Origin of the sequence: Microcoleus sp. T3_B1 (genome assembly GCF_036700445.1) — a bacterium.
In the GTDB taxonomy this organism is placed as follows: domain Bacteria; phylum Cyanobacteriota; class Cyanobacteriia; order Cyanobacteriales; family Microcoleaceae; genus Microcoleus.
Genome location: NZ_JAUBOX010000049.1, coordinates 8,304 through 27,122, shown reverse-complemented (window position 1 = coordinate 27,122; position 18,819 = coordinate 8,304). Strand labels below are relative to the sequence as shown.

Sequence of the window (18,819 nt, the reverse complement as noted above, 5' to 3'; positions counted from 1 at the left end):
AAACTCTGATTTACTGGAATGCACATCGCTTGGCTAGGAAAAAAATCACCTTTTTGCGGTAACGTCACTTACTCCAGGGAAGTCACCAACGCACTATTAGACCGGGGATACCAGGTCAGTTTCCTGCACTTTGCCCAAGAGGCGGACTCACTGGACAGGAACAATACAGGGTGGAGTATGGCAAATGGTTCATGGGGAAAGGGAATTACTCAAACCTCATATACCACTTCGCTTTCGTCCGCCAGTTGCAACGAAGTCTCTTTACCCTGTCACTACAAATCGCAAATTTATACGATTCCAACTCTCAAGTCCCGCACAGTGCTGATGAAATCTCTGCGGCGGCTCAAACCCGATGTTGTTCACGCTTCCCTGACGCTTTCGCCTCTAGACTTTCTGCTGCCGGAAATTTGTCAAGAATTGAATTTGCCTCTGGTGGCGACTTTTCACCCGCCGTTCGATCGCAAATTGCGGAATTTGACATCGGGAACCCAACACCTGATGTATCAACTGTACGCTCCTTTTTTGGCGAACTACGACTCGACGATCGTTTTTTCTCAGATTCAGCGGGATATATTGGTGAAGTTGGGAGTGCCACAGGAACGGGTGGCTGTGATTCCAAACGGCGTGGATGCTGTTAAATATTCTCCAGGGCCTTCGGGGCTGAAGTCGGAATTAAAAGCCGATCGAATTTTTGTTTACCAAGGCCGCATTGCCCAGGAGAAAAATGTCGAGGCTTTGCTCAAGGCCTGGAAACACTGTAATTTTGGCCCTGGGAACGTATTGGCGATCGTAGGCGACGGGCCCCTAGCCGCCTCGCTGCAACTGTTTTACGGCGAAGATGATGGCATTGTGTGGCTGGGATTTGTCGCCGAGGAGGAACGCCGGATTGAAATTCTCCGGGGTGCTGATGTATTTATTTTGCCTTCTTTGGTGGAGGGACTGTCGCTGTCGCTGCTGGAAGCGATGGCCTGCGGTTTAGCTTGTTTGGCAACCGATGCCGGTGCTGACGGCGAGGCCTTGGAGGAAGGCGCGGGGATAGTTTTGAACACTCAGAGGGTACGAAGTCAGTTGCAAACCTTGCTGCCGCTGTTTTGCGATCATCCTGAGTTGGGAATGCTGCTTGGTCAAAAAGCACGCCAACGGGCGATGGAGCGATACACTCTCAGTCAGAATATTACTGAGTTGGAAAAGCTTTATGCAGAGGTTTTGCAAAAGCAGCGCGTACTAATTCGCGGTTTAGCATAATTCAGCAGGAAGAAGGAACTCCGAACCTGTTGAAATTAATCCGTCTATCCGTCTCAAAATCCGTGTCGTGCCTTCCTTCTTCCTTCGCATATGACTTATAGAAATCCCGCTCCTACAGTTGATATTATTATCGAATTAGCCGATCGCCCGCACCGGCCGATCGTACTCATCGAACGCCGCAATATTCCCTACGGCTGGGCACTTCCCGGCGGTTTTGTTGATTACGGGGAAGCGGTAGAAACGGCGGCAAAACGCGAAGCTTTAGAAGAAACAAGCTTGAATGTAGAATTAATTGAGCAATTTTACGTTTATTCTGATCCAAATCGCGACGCCCGCGAACACACTATCAGTATTGTATTCTTGGCTTCTGCAACGGGCGAACCTCAAGCCGCCGACGATGCTAAAAATTTACAGATTTTTGAATCTTGGCAGATTCCTCGTGAATTGTGTTTCGATCACGATCGCATTTTACGAGATTATTGGCGTTACCGTCATTATGGATTGCGTCCGCGTTTGTAGGAGGGGAGTTTTTGTTTCTTTGTTCCTCTCACATCTTGCACTAATGTCAGCAACAGGCAAGATGCCTGTTCCACAAAAAAACTCCATGTTTTTGCACTAATGTCAGCAACAGGCAAGATGCCTGTTCCACAAAAACATTCAATGTTATTGTGGAACGGGCTTCTAGCCCGTTCTTGAGAATGGTGTAAAATCTGAGTTCATCCAACTAAATTTTATGACAAGCTTGACAATATTAGGCGGAGGTGCTTGGGGTTCTGCCTTGGCAAATCTGGGAGACAAAAAAGGATCTCGAGTTAATTTGTGGTCGCGCAGCAGTTCTGTTAATCTAGAATCAGTTATCACAGGTGCCGATGTTGTTGTTTCCGCAGTTTCGATGAAAGGAGTTGGAGCAACGGTCGATCGACTTTTGGCTTTAGAGTTAAGTCCCAGTACAATTATAGTTACCGTCACCAAAGGTTTAGACCCCGCGACTACACGCACTCCATCTCAAATTTGGCAAAATGCTTTTCCTAACAATTCAATTGTGGTACTCTCCGGCCCTAATCTTTCCGAAGAAATTCAGCAAGGATTGCCGGCCGCTACGGTTGCGGCGAGTTTGGATTTAGCGGCGGCCAAGCAAGTGCAAAATATTTACAGTTCCGATATTTTTAGAGTTTATGTGAATGAAGATCCGCTGGGAACTGAGTTAGGTGGAACTTTGAAAAATGTGTTTGCGATCGCCGCTGGAGTTTGCGACGGTTTACAATTAGGAACTAATGCTAAATCTGCTTTGCTGACTCGCGCTTTGCCGGAAATGATTCGGGTGGGAGTTCGTTTGGGAGCTCGCGCGGAAACTTTTTATGGTTTGTCTGGTTTGGGAGATTTGCTGGCTACTTGCAACAGTCCTTTATCGCGCAATTATCGGGTTGGTTTCGGATTAGCTGAAGGCAAATTTTTAGAGCAAATTTTGCACGAATTGCAGAGTACGGCTGAGGGGGTCAATACTACCAATGTGTTGATTGATTTGGCTAATCAACGCGGCATTGAAGTGCCTGTTTCTCGTCAAGTTTATCGCTTATTAAATGGTGAAATTACTCCTGAACAAGCTGTTTTATCGCTGATGGAACGAGCTTTAAAACCGGAGATTTTATAACCTGTACGGCTAGATAGGTAAGGACTTATACCAATTTTTTATGAGGTTGCATAGAATCCGCTCCCCCTAGCCAAGAGGGCGGGCACGGGGAGTAGGGGTCGCACCGCCCCTACTAAGGGGGGGACAAGATTCTTCTCCAAGTCCCCCTTCTTAAGGGGGATTTAGGGGGATCGAGATATGTGCAACTTCACATTAAATTGGTATTAAGCAAAGCCTAAGTCCCTACCCGTAGCTGAAGTTTCAAGAAGTGGTGTCACCAGTTGCTAGTTATGAGTTAAGAGTTGTAAGCGACATTGGTTGAGCGGTCAGATTGATGTTTCCATCGCTCGGTAGAGAGAGAGTTTAAGGAATTGAAGATGAGTTGTGAATCCAAAACTCTTTAACTCATAGGTGCTGCTTAACTCATAACTCATAAGTCATAACTTGCAGAGCGAGTTGCACCAGCTTTACATCTTGCCGTGCTGCATTACCTGTTGAAGGTGCTGCCGAATTTCCTGCGCGTGCTCCATGTCAGCTTGCTGCAATTTTTGAAACAGTTCAGCACAAGGCTGAGAACCAGTTTCCTGAGCATCTTTCATGTAAGTATCGTAGGCTTTCAAAGCTTCAGATTTGTTTTGCAAAACAGTTAACAAATCATACTCGAGGTTGCTGATGACGCTATTTCCGTTAGTGCTCATAAACTCACCATCTGCTAGGATTTGTCCCAAGTTTGACCGATCCGGGGATGACTGTTCATCTGTCTAGAAGGGTAGATAATTCTACTTTCCACCGTAATAAAACGCAACTTCTTTATCTTTCAGCGGTGCGAAGTCAGCAGCAACTAGCATTTTATCGAGCTCGTTTTGGGGCAGATGTTTGACACCGATTCGGACAATGCGCGATCGCATTGTATTTGACACGCCACTGCGCTGTCTGCCGGCTTCTAATCCCATCACTTGCTTGTAGAGGTCTAATTTTGCTTGCGGAATCGGAGTTCCGTCAAAGTCGATTCCAGAGGCGATCGCAACATCGATCGCATCTGCACCAGTTGTAGATTGAGCCGCTGAGTTTGTTTCTGAAGACATTGTGCAACTTAAATAAAAAGGACGATCGTCATAAAAAGTAGTTTAGTCCTAAAAGTGCCAAAGTTGAGCACCAAACTCTAGCACAGCTCAAAATAACGTAAACTCGTGAAACAAGCTAAACAGTCCGCCCCACACTGTTCCATTAAGGACAGTTTGGCCGGGGGGCGAGATCATTGAGCATTTCTTCAAACAACGGATTGCCAAAACTCATCAATTGCAGTGAAGCATTTTCGTCAAAGATATCCGGGTAAAATGTTACAGCATAATCGCGACTTTTATAGTTAAGATTCCAAGTGCGATTTTCCGAGCGATCGAACATAGCGCCAATCTGCTTTAAAATCAAAGAATTGACAAACAAATTTTCGATGGTTTCAGGAAACAGAGAAGTCGGCTGCAGAGGTTGACGGATTTCTTGCAAGTCTGATTCTACATCCATCGCTACCATTTCATCGAGGGCAGGACCGCGAGGCGGCGCGTCTAAAATGCGATCGAACTCTCCCAACAAAACGCCCTCTTCTTCGGGATCTGCACTCATCACAGCCTGTTCGATGAAAGTGGGAACTGTTGCGAGAATCGGTTGCAAATTGCCCACAACGGTTTGAAAAGCATCGATGCGATCGCGCAATTTCTTGTAAACCTTCGCCTCTACCGTTCCGTCATAGTAAAAATTGTGTATTCTGACGGTATCATAAATCTGTCCGATGCGATCGAGTCTGCCGATGCGTTGTTCGACTCGCATGGGATTCCAAGGCATATCGTAGTTGATTAAAACGCCGCAAGTTTGCAAATTTAGCCCTTCTGATGCGGATTCGGTACAGAGTAAAATTTTGATGATTCCTTCTCGGAATTTGGTTTTGATTTGTTCTTTCGGAAAAATTCGCCATTGACCATTTTGATACAATTCTCCGCCGCGCCCGGAATAGCAAGCAATCTGAGCACCATATAATTGTTGTAAAGCGCTGCGGATATAATCCATTGTGTCGGTGTACTGCGTGAAGACGATCGCACTTTCGCGCTGGATTAGTTCTTGACGCAAAATTGTGATAAAATGCGAAAGCTTGCTATCTTCGCCTGTATTCTCGAATTGATAAAGTAAATCTTCTAAATATTTAATTTCTTCAGGATCGGCTGGTTCAAAATAAGATTCCATTCCTTCCAAAATCACATCATCCGCCTCATCTAAATCCTGAAAATCATCCTCAGTAATGCTAATTCCTTCGAGGCGGCGCTGTAAGGATTCGCGAATGGCATAAAAGGAACTTGTCAGGCGTTTGCGGTAAAGAGTCATCAAAAATCCTAACGCTTTGCGGTTGTCTTTTTGCGCTAGATTGTAAAAGTGCCGCACGTAATTGCTGACGGCGAGATAAAGCGGGACTTCGCGCTTATTTTCTAATGTAATCGCATTGTCTCTGACTGCGCGGTGGGGAATATCGCGATCCAACAATCCCCGCTGATAGTATTGGCGCAAGGTGTCGCGGGTGTGGCGGAACATCAAATCTTTGAGGGGAGTATTAACTGTCAAATATTGGCGGGAAGCGGCGATAAAATCCGTGTCTTCAGCAACTTGTTTGGGGTTGAATCGCTGGTTTTTTTCCCAGACATCGCGCAACTTATAATATAGCAATCGATCGCCCTTTTGGAGATATTGCTGCAACCGAGAACAGGGCGAACCTCCTTGCTGGAAGTAATCCACAGACATCAGTTGCCAAAAATTCAAGGTTTGGCGATCGGGTTTGTCGGACAGCGTGCTAAAATAATTGCAGAAATACTCACCATAAGACCAATGTCCTTGGAGTCCGAGAAGGTGCAATAAATCGAAAACTTCGATCGCATCAATCTGCATCGGCGTGGCGGATAATAATAAGAGCGATCGGCTTTTTTCTTTCAATTGCTGCATTAACTGTAACAACCGATTCGGAGTTTCCTTGCGGTTTTGCGGGCTTTGGCGGCGGGCGTGATGCGCTTCATCCAGAATCACCAAATCCCACGGTTGCGCGTCTAAAAGCTGGTTTGTACGATCGCTCCGACGGACTAAATGAGATGATGCTAAAATTAGATTTTGGGAATTCCAAATATTCTCTTCCCCTGACTGACTCCTCTCCCCATAGGAATTTTTTAATTCACCTTTGCTATAACTCCAAAAGTGCAAGTTAAATTTTTCGCGCAATTCTTCGTGCCATTGCGGCTGAATGCTGGCTGGTGCTAAAATTAACACGCGCTTAACTTTCTGGCTGACGAGTAAGTAACGCAGAATTAACCCAGTTTCGATGGTTTTTCCCAATCCGACTTCATCTGCAATTAAGAAACTTTTCGGGAAATTTGCCGCCACTCTACGCAATATCTTAATCTGATGCGGCCAAGGTGCGATCGGAATAGATTTCAAACAATAATCGAGACAAGTCGGTGATGCGTACAAATTGAGAAGCGGTTCAAATTTAGCATAATCTTGGGATAGTTCCGAATCGAGAATTAAGGAATCAGAATCCGCAATAATTCCTTTTTCTTCCTGACTCGTGACTTCTAATTCCTGACTGCTGAATTCTGACTCCCGATTCCACACAGGTTTACTACTGGGCGCGTAGTTTAGCAGCTTATTTTTCACCGCTTCCGGCACTTCAAAAACGCGCACATTCGGCGATAAATTGTTCCATAACTGTTCAAACCGAAAAATCTCTTCAGAAACTCGTTCTGCATCTCGACCGCCTTCCCAAGCACAATAAACGTGGAAAGATTCAACGTTGCTTTCCCAACCGCTGAGAGATTCGTTATTGGAACCGCTAAAGGCTAATTGTGCGCCGTTACAGTCGGTAAAAATGCCGACTTTTTCGTGAAAAATATGCTGGCGATCGAGTAAACTTTCAGTATCTATTGGTAAGCCGTTAGATTTGAGGGGAACGGCAATTTTAATATCGAGATAACTGTTTTGAATCAGCCAACTGAGGATTTCAAAATGTTTGAGTTGGGCGAAGGTTTTGGGCGGCTGTAAATCGGTATCGAGGCGCATGGTAACTGCATCTCGGAGGGCGTAACCTTGTTGGATAGCTTGCAAGTCTTGCGGGCTGAATTGACAGCCCATGATTAACCGCATCCGCCCTTGATTGTGCAGCATGGCGCCCAATCCCTGCGCTACTTTACTGAGGATGGCGCTGTTGAAAAAGCCGGATTTGCGATCGTACTGTAGAGCACATTCTAGCGCGGGAATGTAGAAATCGGCGATCGGGTTATTTTCGTTGCTCGAATAGCTGATGCGCCAGGGATAATCTTGTAAATTCATGTTATTAGTTATTAGTTATATGCCGCAATCCTCGATCCCCCTAAATCCCCCTTAAGAAGGGGAGTAGGGGTTGACTTTGAACACTCTTGTCCCCCCCTTCTTAAGGGGGGCTAGGGGGGATCTCTTCTCTTGTTAGTTAGGTTTTTATCCTTGGGTGGGGGCGGGTTTAGGAGATAATTAATCTTAGGCAATTATTGTTGGTAAAACCCGCCCCTACGAGATGGCAAATTGTACAAGCATTAATCAACCGGACTTGATATAATATCTTTTTCTAGAGGTGGAATCTCATCAGCAGAAAGTGTCACGACTTTTCCATCTTGCCAAATACTAATTGATTGTCCGAGTCGGCGGTGTTTCTCGATCGCCTGTGCGATCGCCTTTTTAACACCAGCATCGATTTTTTGATGCAGGGGTGAGAGGGCGGGTTGTTCAGGATTCATCGATACCTCCAGTAATTTGGTTCCAGATTTCCGATCGATAAACAATGCGCTTTCCCACACTCCGCCAGGGAATTAATTCCCTGGCTAATAGCGAAAGTCCTCTAAAGAGGACTGATGAGTTATTCCTATCATCCCTCTTTTTCCCACAGTCCGCCAGGGAATGAATTCCCTGGCTAATAGCGAAAGTCCTCTAAAGAGGACTGATGAGTTATTCATATCATCTCTCTTTTGTCACTTGCAGCCGACAATATTATTAAAATTTAATAATATATTAAATCATAATTATTAAATCCTAGAAATTATTCAGTCCTCTTCAGAGGACTTTCGCTTTGAGGCAGGGAATTCATTCCCTGCCGGACTGCCGGACTGCGGTTTTTGCCTGAAGCCGAACTGCGGGTTTGACCTTAAATTGACCTAACCCAAATCTAAACTCAACTGTCCCTCAAACGGAAGTGGAATCTGTTGATAAACAACCTTGGCCTTAATCTCATCCATCGCCAACCACAAATCTAACAAAGCCTTCTCCTCCGGGATGCGTTTCTTCTCATCCCCAATACGCGGAATCACTTTCAGCGCCACTTCTATCGCCCGCATGAAATTATCGTTATCAGTCAAAGCCGTTTTTTTCATAAACTCGCGCACGATTTGAATATCTCCGTCCTCCTGATACAAACCGATAATCGCGTGCAATCCATCGACTAAATAGGTAATCGAAAAATCTTGCGGATTGACCGAAAAAGCTCCTTTTTTCAGCCGCTGTTTCGGTGTCAAAAGTTTGCAAGTGCCGCTAGTCGAGTCAATTAATTTGTAGACTTTTGCTAAATCAACGACGTTGAAACCGCCGACGGCGAGGGCGAGTTGTCGCGCTTCATCGAAGGGGAACTCGACAGCGCCAAAGGCATCCCACGCGAGGAAATACCACTGCGTCAGGGGGTCGAATCCGGCGGTATCGGTTTCTGCAAGTTTGCCGAAGCGATAGTTTGCAATGGCTTTTCTGGCTTCAGCAAATGCAACTTCCGGGCGCACTTCTTCGCCGCTGCTGTCGAGGATGGGATAGGAACGGCTGAACACATTTAAAGCGGGGCCAAAGGCACTCAGGTAGAGGTTAATGCCGGGGCCTTTTTTTAGTCCGCTTGGAGTAGTCACTTGCAAGGCTTCCTCTAATTCTGGGGCCTTCATAAAAACCTGGTTGCGAACTTCAATTTGTAAGTCGTCCCACCAAGCTTGGGCGGCGTTAGGATCGCGTTTGCGACAGACGAGGAGGACTGTACTAGAAACCGAGTTTTTATGCGCTTGGTGCAAGTTTTGCGGGTTTTCGGTACTGACAGCCCAAGATGCGGTAATCTCGAAACCTGCATCTATGAGGGATTTTGTGAGCACGTCCCACGCGCCGGATTCTTTGTGGTTGAATTGGACTGTCATCACGCCGTCATCACGCAAAACTCGGTAATATTCGGCGAAGGCGAGGGCCATTTTTGCTTCGTAGTCTTGTTTGGCGAGTTCGTCGGGGGATGTGCCCATGTTGCGGAAGCGCGACGGGTTGGCCACTGCTTCTCTATCTTTGTCAGTGAGTTCTGAGTAGAATAAATCGGGGAATCTATCGCCTAATGTGCGCTTCATCCAGACATAGAAGAAATCGGAAAGATCAGCATAAGGAATTGTGCCATAGTAAGGCGGATCGGTGACAATCGCATCGACGGATTTGTCGGGGATGTGGTAGAGGCTATCGGCGGATGCGGCATTGATTTGGATGGTTTTCGGGTCGTATTGTTCGATACCTGGTAAGCCGGTTGAATGAGGTTTTGTGCCGAATAAAGCGCATAAACTTTTATATTCTGAGGCAAAAGCATCAGCACACCAATGCCATAATTCTGCTGTCCCATTTATTTCTGGATAATTCCACGTTAAATTTAGAGCGTGAGTTTTAGATGCTCTATCTACTACTGCACGGCTTGAATGCCAGCCTGATAATCTAGAATTATGGTCTACGCATCTATCTAATACTAAAGCTAAGTAACTTGCGATCGCCTCTACTTTCTCCGCTTCATACTCAGCCTGTAGCAGCGCCTTAGCCTCCTTGATAATTTCAACATAAGTGACAAGGGTTAGAAGCTGACGAGGGTTAAAATATTTATCCCATGTAGTCAAACCATATCTATAAGCCATCATATACTGTGGGTTATCACTGCATGGTTCTTGAGGAATTAACAAATTAATTTCAGGATCAAAATAAATTTGTTGACACTGCTGTTGAGCAACTGCATACCCTTGAAGGTCAATATCATTAGGAACTCTAAATTGCAAAGAACCTTGACCTAGTTTATAAGCTACTGCATAAAGTTGATGTGCAAAACCCTTTGTTTGAGCAAAATTTATTAAATATTCTTGTTCAATAACGTTGCCACAATTCGGACATTTTCCCACACTTCTAGAAACGGTACTTAAATCGCTCGGCTCGTACTCCCCCGCATCCGTTTTAATCGTCGTTTCCTTGCCTTTCTTCCCCTTCACCAATTCAAAATCAACCCGTTTCTGTTCCAAGTTAGGAATGGGTTTCACCGCACACCATTTATGTAAGTTCTGCTTTTCCGGGCGCTTATACAACCACCAATTCGGGCTCAACGGCACAACCGACTGGCAACTCGGACAAACCACCGTATGAACCCAAAAATAATTCTGCACAGTTTCGCCCGGTAAAGAAGGGAAAAACTCAGTTAATCTTTTCTCGGCTTCATCCCCCACCCATTTCACCCATTTATCAATATCCTCCTGCAAATCCGGGCCAAATTTCAGCGGATATTCCATCGCCGCCTTCATCGTCACCACCGCCACCGGATTGAGATCCGACGCCAACACATTCAACCCGTACCGCGCCGCCTCAAAAGGAATGCTTCCCCCACCCGCAAACGCATCTAAAATCGTCGGCGTGCGATTCCCCCACACCTTCTCGCAATAGTCATGAACTTTTTTAATTCGCACCGAAGACGGGGGAGTTTTGTAGAGTTTAATTTCCTTCCCCGGTTCCAATCCCAGCAAATATTCAAACTCTTCTAAAGAGATATCTGCGGGTAAAATCGACCCCAACACCGAAGCGCGAGAAAACGATAAAGGTTTGCGCGAATACCAGCGATGCAATCCTTTAAATGGATTGCCGCCGTGTTCGTAATAAACCTGCTCGTTTAGCAGATTTACGGGCATGATTTTCTCGATGAAGAGGTGAGGGCGCATGATTTTTTGGTTGTTGGTTGTTGTTTTTAGGAACAGGCAAGATGCCTGTTCCACAAAGATTTAATTTTATTGTGGAATGGGCTTCTAGCCGGCCCGCAACAGGCAAGATGCCTGTTCCACAAAGATTTAATTTTATTGTGGGGAGTAGGGGTTGACTTTGACTTGAAATCTTGTCCCCCCCTTCGTAGGGGCGGTGCCCCCGTGCCCGCCCTTGGCTAGGGGGGATCTCCGGGTTGTGCCTCCTAGCCAGCCCCTAAAAGGACTCATTCCCAACTCCTATGTGCATTGGTATTATCCCAAAATTTCTCGCTCAACTTTCAAATACCTCCGTCTTTTCAATGATAAACCATTCGTGGTACAATACTGCTAAGAAAAACTCTTCTCCTTTTGGGCGATCGCACACAGCCATATATCCCGATACAAACATATCATCATCAAAAGTTGTATCCTTAAGAAACAGAGTCAGCGAGTTGCCATCCGCGCTCCAAATTGTCCGCAAAATCGTGATATTTTGGTGACGAGATGCTTCAACGGGCAATAACACCCACCGCCCCTCAATCTCGATAAATTCCGGTTCGCCGTATCTAAACTCAGACTCCCATGTCTCCGGCCCTTCGTGCTTTTCAATAATCCGATCCCACCGCACTGTTTTAATCTTAGCTAAAGTTTCATTAGACAAATCAATGACTTTCATCTGATTAGTATCCTCATAATTTTTTGTGTGTGTATCGAAGTCTCGATCCCCCCTAGCAAGAGGGCGGGCACGGGGGCACCGCCCCTACACTCGGGGGGGACAAGAACGCGCTACCACCAGAGAAACCGGGTTTAACTGGTTCCAAGGCTCTGCCTGGGAACCCCTGTCTAGAGGCTCTGCCTCGTTTGTGGCTGGGAAAGATTGGAGGCAGAGCCTCCTGATATGCGTTTCCAGGCTCTGCCTGGTAACGAGTAGATACGTCAAATCCGCTACTTTCACAATTTCAATCTCCCAATAAAATTCGCAAGGCTTTCAAAGCATTTGAACGATTGCCATTCGCAATTTTTCCAAACCAATAATGCGCTTCTTCATTACTCATCGCCATAATCCCCTCGGCAATATTCGCAATTCGTTCGGTTTTCGATAGCGGTTGCAGCGATTGAAATAAAATCGCCAAACTCACCCCCGATTCTTCAGATAATATATAAGGAGTTTGTCGCTGCTGAGATAAACTTTTGGGATCGTAATTATTGGCTTTGAGAGTTGCATAAATTGTTTGTCTCGCCAAAACCAGAGCATTTCCTTTGAGTCGCCCCAATTTTTTAGCAGCAGGACGCTTTTTCTCTCCCGCTTTCTTGTAAGCACATTGGTATAGTTCCAAGGCGAAGTTGTTATTATCTATCGGTAAAACTCGTAATTGAAATTCTTGCATAAGGATTTATCGTGGGGTGGGGGCGGGTTTTTGAGATTGTTAATTTTTGCCACATATTGTAGGTTAACCCGCCCCTACATTTCAATACAATAATTAATTTACACATCATATCATGTTCGATCGCAATTCCTGTAGGGGCGGGTTCACCAACCATCTCCGCAATCAACCAACCATCTCAAAAACCCGCCCCGGTCTATGTATTATGCTAGTATGTTAAAAGAGGTAGATTGGGATTTACCGTGGGTGGGGGCGGGTTTTTGAGATTGTTAATTTTTGCCAAATATTGTTGGTTAACCCGCCCCTACATTTCCATACAATAATTAATTTACACATCATATCATGTTCGATCGCGATTCCTGTAGGGGCGGGTTCATCAACCATCTACGCAATCAACCAACCATCTCAAAAACCCGCCCCGGCCTATGTATTATGCGGGTATGTTAAAAGAGGTAGATTGCGATTTACCGTGGGGTGGGGGCGGGTTTTTGAGATTGTTAATTTTTGCCAAATATTGCAGGTGAACCCGCCCCTACATTTCAATACAATAATTAATTTACACATCATATCATGTTCGATCGCGATTCCTGTAGGGGCGGGTTCACCAACTATCTACGCAATCAACCAACCATCTCAAAAACCCGCCCCGGCCTATGTATTATGCGGGTATGTTAAAAGAGGTCGATTGCGATTTACCGTGGGGTGGGGGCGGGTTTTTGAGATTGTTAATTTTTGCCAAATATTGTTGGTGAACCCGCCCCTACATCTCAAATTACTGTAGGTGGGGGCGGGTTTATGAGATTATTAATTTTTTGCGTAAATCGTTGGTAAAACCCGCCCCTACATTTCAATATATCACCCTTGCCATTAAATTTAAACGGTCTACTGGATTGCGATCGAGCGTTTGTTTTATACTGCTAATATCCGAGGCATTTGCTGACAAAGCTGGCTGGAATTCTAAGATGATTTTCAAACTAACATCTGCTTGCGCGTCGGGACTCTCCAACAAACTTTTGATAGTCGAGAAAAAGCTCTGAAATCCCCGCATTTGACCTTGATATTCCAGCCGCAAAAATTGGTCGCCGGTTTGAATGGTGGCGGTTTGGTCGATTTGCGGTTGCCACCGCTGCAATAGGGCAATTGCCGTTCCCAATTTACGATAATCCATTACTTGATCCACAGACAATTCTAGCACTTCGATGCCTTGCACTTTGTAGTCGCTAATGCGATCGCCCAATCCCGTAAATACCGCACTTATCGTGCCGTCAATTTGGATAATCGGCGGTTTCGCCTCCCACAAACTCGGCTGTAGCGTTTCCACCACATAAGGAGAATTGTCACTATATCGAACGCTAGGAACTTGAGGATTTAGATTGACATTGGTTGTTTTTTCTGCTGTCTCACCGTTACCGTAATCGGCCACCACACGAAAAATACTGTTATTAACAATGGTGGCGTCATACTCATCGGAAGGGCGGAAATTTCCCGGCACTAAAGTATTATCTTGATACAAACTAACCGTCAATGCTCCTTTCGCTTTCCACCTCACCCGCACGGGTTTTGCCGCTTCTGCACTCGGCATCAATTGAGCGCTGAGTTCCACTTCTTTCGGCGCTGGAGGTTCGAGAATGCCGCGCTTGTATAGGGAGGCGCGATCGCTAAATTCGATCGTCTCTGGCAACACCAACACGCTATCATCAGTTTTGATAAACAGTCTCTCCCCGACTTTCATATCCCAATTGCCCATTTTCAAACCTTCGCGAATCGTCTCCCGCAGCATCGAAACTTCCGCATCGAGGAGAATATTCAAACTCAAATCCTTAGCAAAAGCATCGCGCAGCGCCTTCGTCGTCCAACTATCCAAGCCCACAGGCCAAACTTTTTGCAAGATAAAAGCCGGGGCGAAAGGTTTAGCTTCTTCCGGGCGAATCTTGCCGCAATCTTTGAGGGCTTTGAGAATCACATCTTGCTGGTTGTTTTTGCCTTTCACCATACTCGCATCCTGGGCGGTAAGAGTGTAGTGCATCAATCCTTTCGGTGCTTTTACTTGGTCATTTGACGGATAAAATAAATGGCGGTAAGTATTAGTTAAAGATACTCTCACCGCGATATCTTTTGCGCCTTCCCGTTCCTTCAATTGCTTCTGCTGGCTTCCCGATAAATCTGCCAGCCTATTCTGACTTTTGAGAATATTTTGAATAGCTTTATATTCTCTGGCATTGTCGATCGCCGCTTCTAATTCTAGCCGATTAGCCACCAAAAATAACAACCGATTCCGGTAGGTGCGAAACTTCCCCGATTCGCCGCTATTGTTAAAAATTCTCTCGATTAATTCCGGGGCTGCGTCGGTAGAAGCATTCACCGTCGCTTCGTCAAAGTCGATCGCGCACAACGCCACCTCATCCGGGTTGTCGTCTACATCTCCGGGACTTTCGATATTAGAAACTAAGGTAAAGAATTTTTTGGCAAAAATGCTATCCCGGCGAGTTCGCAAATCTTCTTTCGCCAATACTACCCCGACTTGTTCCTTCTCCTCGGTGATAATTTTGTTGATCGAAGGTTCTTCTTTAAACCTGGCTAAAGATGTTACCGGATCGGAGTCTAAATACCAGGCTACCTTCGTCAATCTTTCTAAAGCGCGATCGACAAAACCGCTGTCAACCCCCGGAGTCAGCAGCGACAAATTCAACTCAGCCAGCCGAATACCCGAAGAATTTCCCTGAGTCAGAGAATGCAAAAATATTGTTCTGCTTACCCAAGTAGAAAACGGCGGTTTTCCCGCTGCTATCCATTCCCCGTCTTGCAATTGTGCGTAAGCCGCCCTACCATCGGCATTGTAGATATCAGCGCGGATCGCATTCTGCATTGGCGATCGTTGCAACCGAGAAGTCAGATCATTAGTAATTTCGCCATCCATCCCCACGGGAATATGATGCGTGTGAATCATCGGCATCCAACCGTCGCGATTTTCCCACAAATGCCGCACGACTTGCGCGAACAATCGCAAAGCGCCCCGCGTCTTCTGGAATTCGGGAATAGAAGCAATTTTTTTAGTAAGAAGATTGAACAATTCCGGGTGAAACGGATAACTTTGGGCGATCGCTTTTGAGTATGACGCATCTTTGCACCCATCGGGCAAATTAACGCGGCAATTGCGATAAGCAGCCAAATATTCCGATGCCGCTTTTTGCGCCGCTTCCTCGCTAACTCTGGCAAACACGCGCTGTTTAACGATGTTGTAAATTTCGATATCTGTAGAAGGGCTCAACACCCTTTCTTGTCTTGCGGAAGCGCGCATCGTTTCTTGCAATTCTGCCGTTTCTTCCCCAAAAGTATCTGCTGTCGAGGCGAGGGAATAAACCAATACTAAATTATCGCAGGCGGCCGCCAAATCCATCAGCGAAAATAGAAAAGCTACCACTTGTTTGGCTAAATCGCTTCTGCCAATTTGTTTCGCTTTTGCCGATCGCAAATACCGCGCAATTTCATCTAAAATAATCACAGTCGGCTGTCCCCCCGTCAACCGTTCTAACACCGAAGTACCGGGACTGACACCGCTTTGATCGCTGCCGTGTACTAACTGATAGCCTGAAATCCCGCCAATTTGGTAAGCAATTTCGCCCCAAAGAGTGTAGGTTGTCAAGCCGCTGTCCGAGTGATAAACTCCTTGTTCTGGGTCTAAATCTCGACCGTCGATCGCTGCAACGGCGATCGGGCGATCGGGAATAACGCTAATATCTGTAAAGCGTTCCAATCCGTGAATTTCTCGCCCTTGCTTGCAGATATGCCAGAGTGCAATTTCATCGTGAGTTTTGCCGCCCCCAAAACTCGTTTCCAAACGAACCACCCCCGCCCCGGCGCTTTGCTTCATCAAGCGGCTGAAAACTTCCCGGATTAGGGTTTTAATGCCATCAGTTGCGAAGGTATTGGCAAAGAATTTATTAGCATCTTGATAAACTTGAGGTGCAGTTCCTTCGACTACCAGCCGCAATTTTGCTGCAAATAAATCTAGAGACAAGTCTCCCGATAAAATCTCATCTCTGGGCACGCAGGTATCAAAGATTAATGGCAGCATCTAACGATCCTTTGGTGTTGGGTAAATGATTAAAATCTACATTTCCGCCGCTAACAATCACGCCAATCCTCGCATTTTCAGCCTGCACCACACCTGACAACAAAGCCGCCGCCGCTAACACTCCTGTCGGTTCAACAACTATCTTCATGCGTTCCCACATAAAAAACATTGTGCTGCGAATTGCCTCTTCTGAAACTGTTGCCATATCATCAACATAATGCAGAACCAAAGGAAAGGTTAATTTCCCCAAAGATGGCGTGCGCGCACCGTCAGCAATCGTATCCGGGTTAGTAACAGTTTGCAGCGTTTTCGTGCGGAACGATCGCGCAGCATCGTCTGCTTGCTGGGGTTCTACTCCTATTACTTTACACTGCGGAGACAAAGTTTTTGCTGCGATCGCGCATCCCGACAGCAAACCCCCGCCACCACAGCAAACCAGCAGCAAATCTAACTCCCCAACTTCTGCGATTAATTCCAGGGTCGCCGTACCTTGTCCCGCAATTACCCACGAATGATCATAAGGAGGAATAATTGTCAAGTGTCGCTCCTCGGCAATTTTGGCGGCGAGATCTTCCCGCGCAACTTGAGTGCGATCGTACAAAATAATTTCTGCGCCGTAGCCGCGAGTCGCCTCTTGCTTGACTTTTGGCGCATCTGCCGGCATCACCACAGTAGCAGGAATTTGTAGCAACTGTGCGGCAAGGGCGATCGCCTGCGCGTGATTTCCCGAAGAAAAAGTCAACACTCCCCGCTGTTTTTGGGCTTCAGATAGCTGAATCAAAGCATTGCAAGCACCCCGAAATTTAAACGAACCCGTGCGCTGAAAGTTCTCGCACTTGAAAAATACCTGAGAATTTGTGCGTTTGTTGAAAGTTTCCGAAGTCAGCACCGGCGTCTTGAAAGCTTTGCCCTGCAAGCGATTTGCCGCCGCCTCCACATCTGCAAAACTGACTGATAAAGGATTTTGGGCACAGAAGTCGGCACTCATAGATTTTAGATCTGGGCGATCGAGGACTCTATTTGTAGGGTGGGCATTTCCCGCTTTACTCCTACCATTAAATTATAAATTTTTATCATAAGCTTATTAAGAATTATCATTAGCGGTTGCGCTTAATTGTTAAAAAAGCTGTGGACTAAAATCAAAGTTATGACAATTTACTATCAAAAATCAAAGGGGCGTTTGTACTTGCACAGGAGAGGGATTAAGGAATACAAATTTAACCACCGCCCGATTAATTGTAGGGAAACAGCACGGCGCAGTGTCCTGATTTTCGGTAATATCAAATCCATTGGCATCGGAATTATTCATCTCTCTCTTCCCTTTCTCTGTATCCTCTGTGTCCTCTGCGGTTTAATTATTCCCATACAATCGGCATGGATATAACGGGTAAAATAAACCGGATTGGATGGTGAAATTGCCCTCGCGAGTGCGATCGACTTCAACCATCGACAACAAGGCAAAAGAGAACACGGCAATGCCATTTCCCTACAAAAAAAATAGCAGCTAAATTGTTTAACAATTACCAAAAAAAAGGACACAGCATGGCTGTGTCCTTACCCGTATCTTGTAGGGACACAGCATTGCTGTGTCCCTAACCGTACCGATATCCCGATTAGGATTCTTGCCGTTTAGAACAAGAACAATTCAGAATTACCGGAAACTCCTAAATCGACATCGACAGTGGCAAACAAACTGTTACCACCAACCGTAGAACCGTTGCTATCGTAATACAGTTTAGTAGACGCAGACAAACCGTCGTAGATAGCCATGATGGACGGCCCGGTTAAATTTAGTTCGAGATCAGTTACAGAAACTGTGCTGCTGTAAACGTAGAAACTCGAACCCAAAGGCCCAGATCCGGTCGTAAAGGCTGCAAAACCAGTGCTGTCGAGGTTAATTTGATCCTCAGCAGTGCTGTAATTGGTAATAAAATCGCCGCCGTCAGCAGTAGTTCCGGTGAACACAAACACATCCAAACCAGCACCGCCGTTGAGAACATTGGTTCCCACACCACCGATTAAAGTGTCATTCCCCTCGCCGCCGTTTAGAGTATCGCTACCCGCGCCGCCGAAGATGCTGTCGTTACCTAAACCGCCGTCGAAAATGTCGGCCCCAGAACCGCCGTTCAAGATGTCAGCAAACTCAGTGCCGGTGACGTTATTAGCTGTCGCACTTCCTGTAAATAAGACAGGAGTGGTGAAGTTGTAACCGCCAACACCAGAACCGAAGTTGTTAACTCCGCTTGTCGGGAAAGTACCGGGATTAGTGATTAAATCCACAACGCTGCCGGAGCTAGTAGTAGTACCAGTCGGAGAAGTACCATTGGCAGAAGGTGCGATCGTACCTGTAAATACAAAGTCTGCCGTTCCCAGATTGCTAGCAGCCGTACCCAGATTCGCAATCAAGGTAGAACCAGCCGCCTCCGTACCGTTCGAGTC

13 protein-coding genes are annotated in these 18,819 nt (G+C 46.1%); 3 read left to right on the top strand and 10 right to left on the bottom strand.

What is annotated here, in order from left to right; genetic code table 11:
• Nucleotides 1-18: 18 nt before the first annotated feature.
• From QT990_RS23005 to QT990_RS22995, 3 genes are all read left to right on the top strand, one after another.
• Nucleotides 19-1,245, top strand: coding sequence for a glycosyltransferase family 4 protein (locus tag QT990_RS23005; protein WP_333465790.1), 1,227 nt, complete (start codon nt 19-21; stop codon nt 1,243-1,245).
• A gap of 90 nt (nt 1,246-1,335) precedes the next feature.
• Entirely contained in the window at nt 1,336-1,764 is a 429-nt protein-coding gene (locus QT990_RS23000; protein WP_333465789.1) for an NUDIX hydrolase, read from the top strand.
• A gap of 214 nt (nt 1,765-1,978) precedes the next feature.
• Complete coding sequence (locus tag QT990_RS22995; RefSeq protein WP_333465788.1) at nt 1,979-2,896, top strand: NAD(P)H-dependent glycerol-3-phosphate dehydrogenase; 918 nt, start codon at nt 1,979-1,981, stop codon at nt 2,894-2,896.
• A 446-nt stretch (nt 2,897-3,342) separates the two neighbouring features.
• Here QT990_RS22995 and QT990_RS22990 read toward each other — a convergent pair whose 3' ends face one another.
• The 10 genes from QT990_RS22990 to QT990_RS22945 all read right to left on the bottom strand — a co-directional run.
• On the bottom strand, nt 3,343-3,573 hold the full coding sequence (locus tag QT990_RS22990) for a hypothetical protein (RefSeq protein ID WP_333300966.1): 231 nt from the start codon (nt 3,571-3,573) through the stop codon (nt 3,343-3,345).
• 81 nt (nt 3,574-3,654) lie between these two features.
• Nucleotides 3,655-3,960, bottom strand: coding sequence for a small RNA NsiR4-regulated ssr1528 family protein (locus QT990_RS22985; RefSeq protein ID WP_006635311.1), 306 nt, complete (start codon nt 3,958-3,960; stop codon nt 3,655-3,657).
• Nucleotides 3,961-4,102: 142 nt separating this feature from the next.
• Entirely contained in the window at nt 4,103-7,234 is a 3,132-nt protein-coding gene (locus QT990_RS22980; protein ID WP_333465787.1) for an SNF2-related protein, read from the bottom strand.
• 239 nt (nt 7,235-7,473) lie between these two features.
• On the bottom strand, nt 7,474-7,674 hold the full coding sequence (locus QT990_RS22975) for a hypothetical protein (RefSeq protein ID WP_333409801.1): 201 nt from the start codon (nt 7,672-7,674) through the stop codon (nt 7,474-7,476).
• A gap of 414 nt (nt 7,675-8,088) precedes the next feature.
• The gene (locus QT990_RS22970; protein WP_333465786.1) at nt 8,089-10,872 is read right to left on the bottom strand and encodes a DUF1156 domain-containing protein; all 2,784 of its coding nucleotides are present in this window, start codon (nt 10,870-10,872) and stop codon (nt 8,089-8,091) included.
• A gap of 340 nt (nt 10,873-11,212) precedes the next feature.
• Nucleotides 11,213-11,596 (bottom strand): hypothetical protein, encoded by a 384-nt coding sequence (locus QT990_RS22965; protein ID WP_333465785.1) that lies wholly within the window; start codon nt 11,594-11,596, stop codon nt 11,213-11,215.
• Between the two features lie 283 nt (nt 11,597-11,879).
• Nucleotides 11,880-12,308 (bottom strand): DUF7680 family protein, encoded by a 429-nt coding sequence (locus QT990_RS22960; protein ID WP_333254835.1) that lies wholly within the window; start codon nt 12,306-12,308, stop codon nt 11,880-11,882.
• A gap of 844 nt (nt 12,309-13,152) precedes the next feature.
• A complete protein-coding gene (locus QT990_RS22955) occupies nt 13,153-16,380 on the bottom strand; it encodes a DUF499 domain-containing protein (RefSeq protein ID WP_333465784.1) in 3,228 nt (1,075 codons plus the stop codon).
• On the bottom strand, nt 16,361-17,368 hold the full coding sequence (locus QT990_RS22950; protein ID WP_333204032.1) for a threo-3-hydroxy-L-aspartate ammonia-lyase: 1,008 nt from the start codon (nt 17,366-17,368) through the stop codon (nt 16,361-16,363). The genes QT990_RS22955 and QT990_RS22950 overlap by 20 nt, the downstream gene beginning before the upstream one ends.
• A 641-nt stretch (nt 17,369-18,009) precedes the next feature.
• Nucleotides 18,010-18,819, bottom strand: an 810-nt coding sequence (locus QT990_RS22945; RefSeq protein WP_445305447.1) for a calcium-binding protein, incomplete at its 5' end; no start/stop codon positions are given.

Bases quoted from the DNA above. Each gene is read 5' to 3' on its own strand.
- QT990_RS22975 (WP_333409801.1), bottom strand. From the start codon at position 7,674: ATGAATCCTGAACAACCCGCCCTCTCACCCCTGCATCAAAAAATCGAT.
- QT990_RS22965 (WP_333465785.1), bottom strand. From the start codon at position 11,596: ATGAAAGTCATTGATTTGTCTAATGAAACTTTAGCTAAGATTAAAACA.
- QT990_RS22955 (WP_333465784.1), bottom strand. From the start codon at position 16,380: ATGCTGCCATTAATCTTTGATACCTGCGTGCCCAGAGATGAGATTTTA.
- QT990_RS22960 (WP_333254835.1), bottom strand. From the start codon at position 12,308: ATGCAAGAATTTCAATTACGAGTTTTACCGATAGATAATAACAACTTC.
- QT990_RS22950 (WP_333204032.1), bottom strand. From the start codon at position 17,368: ATGAGTGCCGACTTCTGTGCCCAAAATCCTTTATCAGTCAGTTTTGCA.
- QT990_RS22970 (WP_333465786.1), bottom strand. From the start codon at position 10,872: ATGCCCGTAAATCTGCTAAACGAGCAGGTTTATTACGAACACGGCGGC.
- QT990_RS23000 (WP_333465789.1), top strand. From the start codon at position 1,336: ATGACTTATAGAAATCCCGCTCCTACAGTTGATATTATTATCGAATTA.
- QT990_RS23005 (WP_333465790.1), top strand. From the start codon at position 19: ATGCACATCGCTTGGCTAGGAAAAAAATCACCTTTTTGCGGTAACGTC.
- QT990_RS22990 (WP_333300966.1), bottom strand. From the start codon at position 3,573: ATGAGCACTAACGGAAATAGCGTCATCAGCAACCTCGAGTATGATTTG.
- QT990_RS22995 (WP_333465788.1), top strand. From the start codon at position 1,979: ATGACAAGCTTGACAATATTAGGCGGAGGTGCTTGGGGTTCTGCCTTG.
- QT990_RS22980 (WP_333465787.1), bottom strand. From the start codon at position 7,234: ATGAATTTACAAGATTATCCCTGGCGCATCAGCTATTCGAGCAACGAA.
- QT990_RS22985 (WP_006635311.1), bottom strand. From the start codon at position 3,960: ATGTCTTCAGAAACAAACTCAGCGGCTCAATCTACAACTGGTGCAGAT.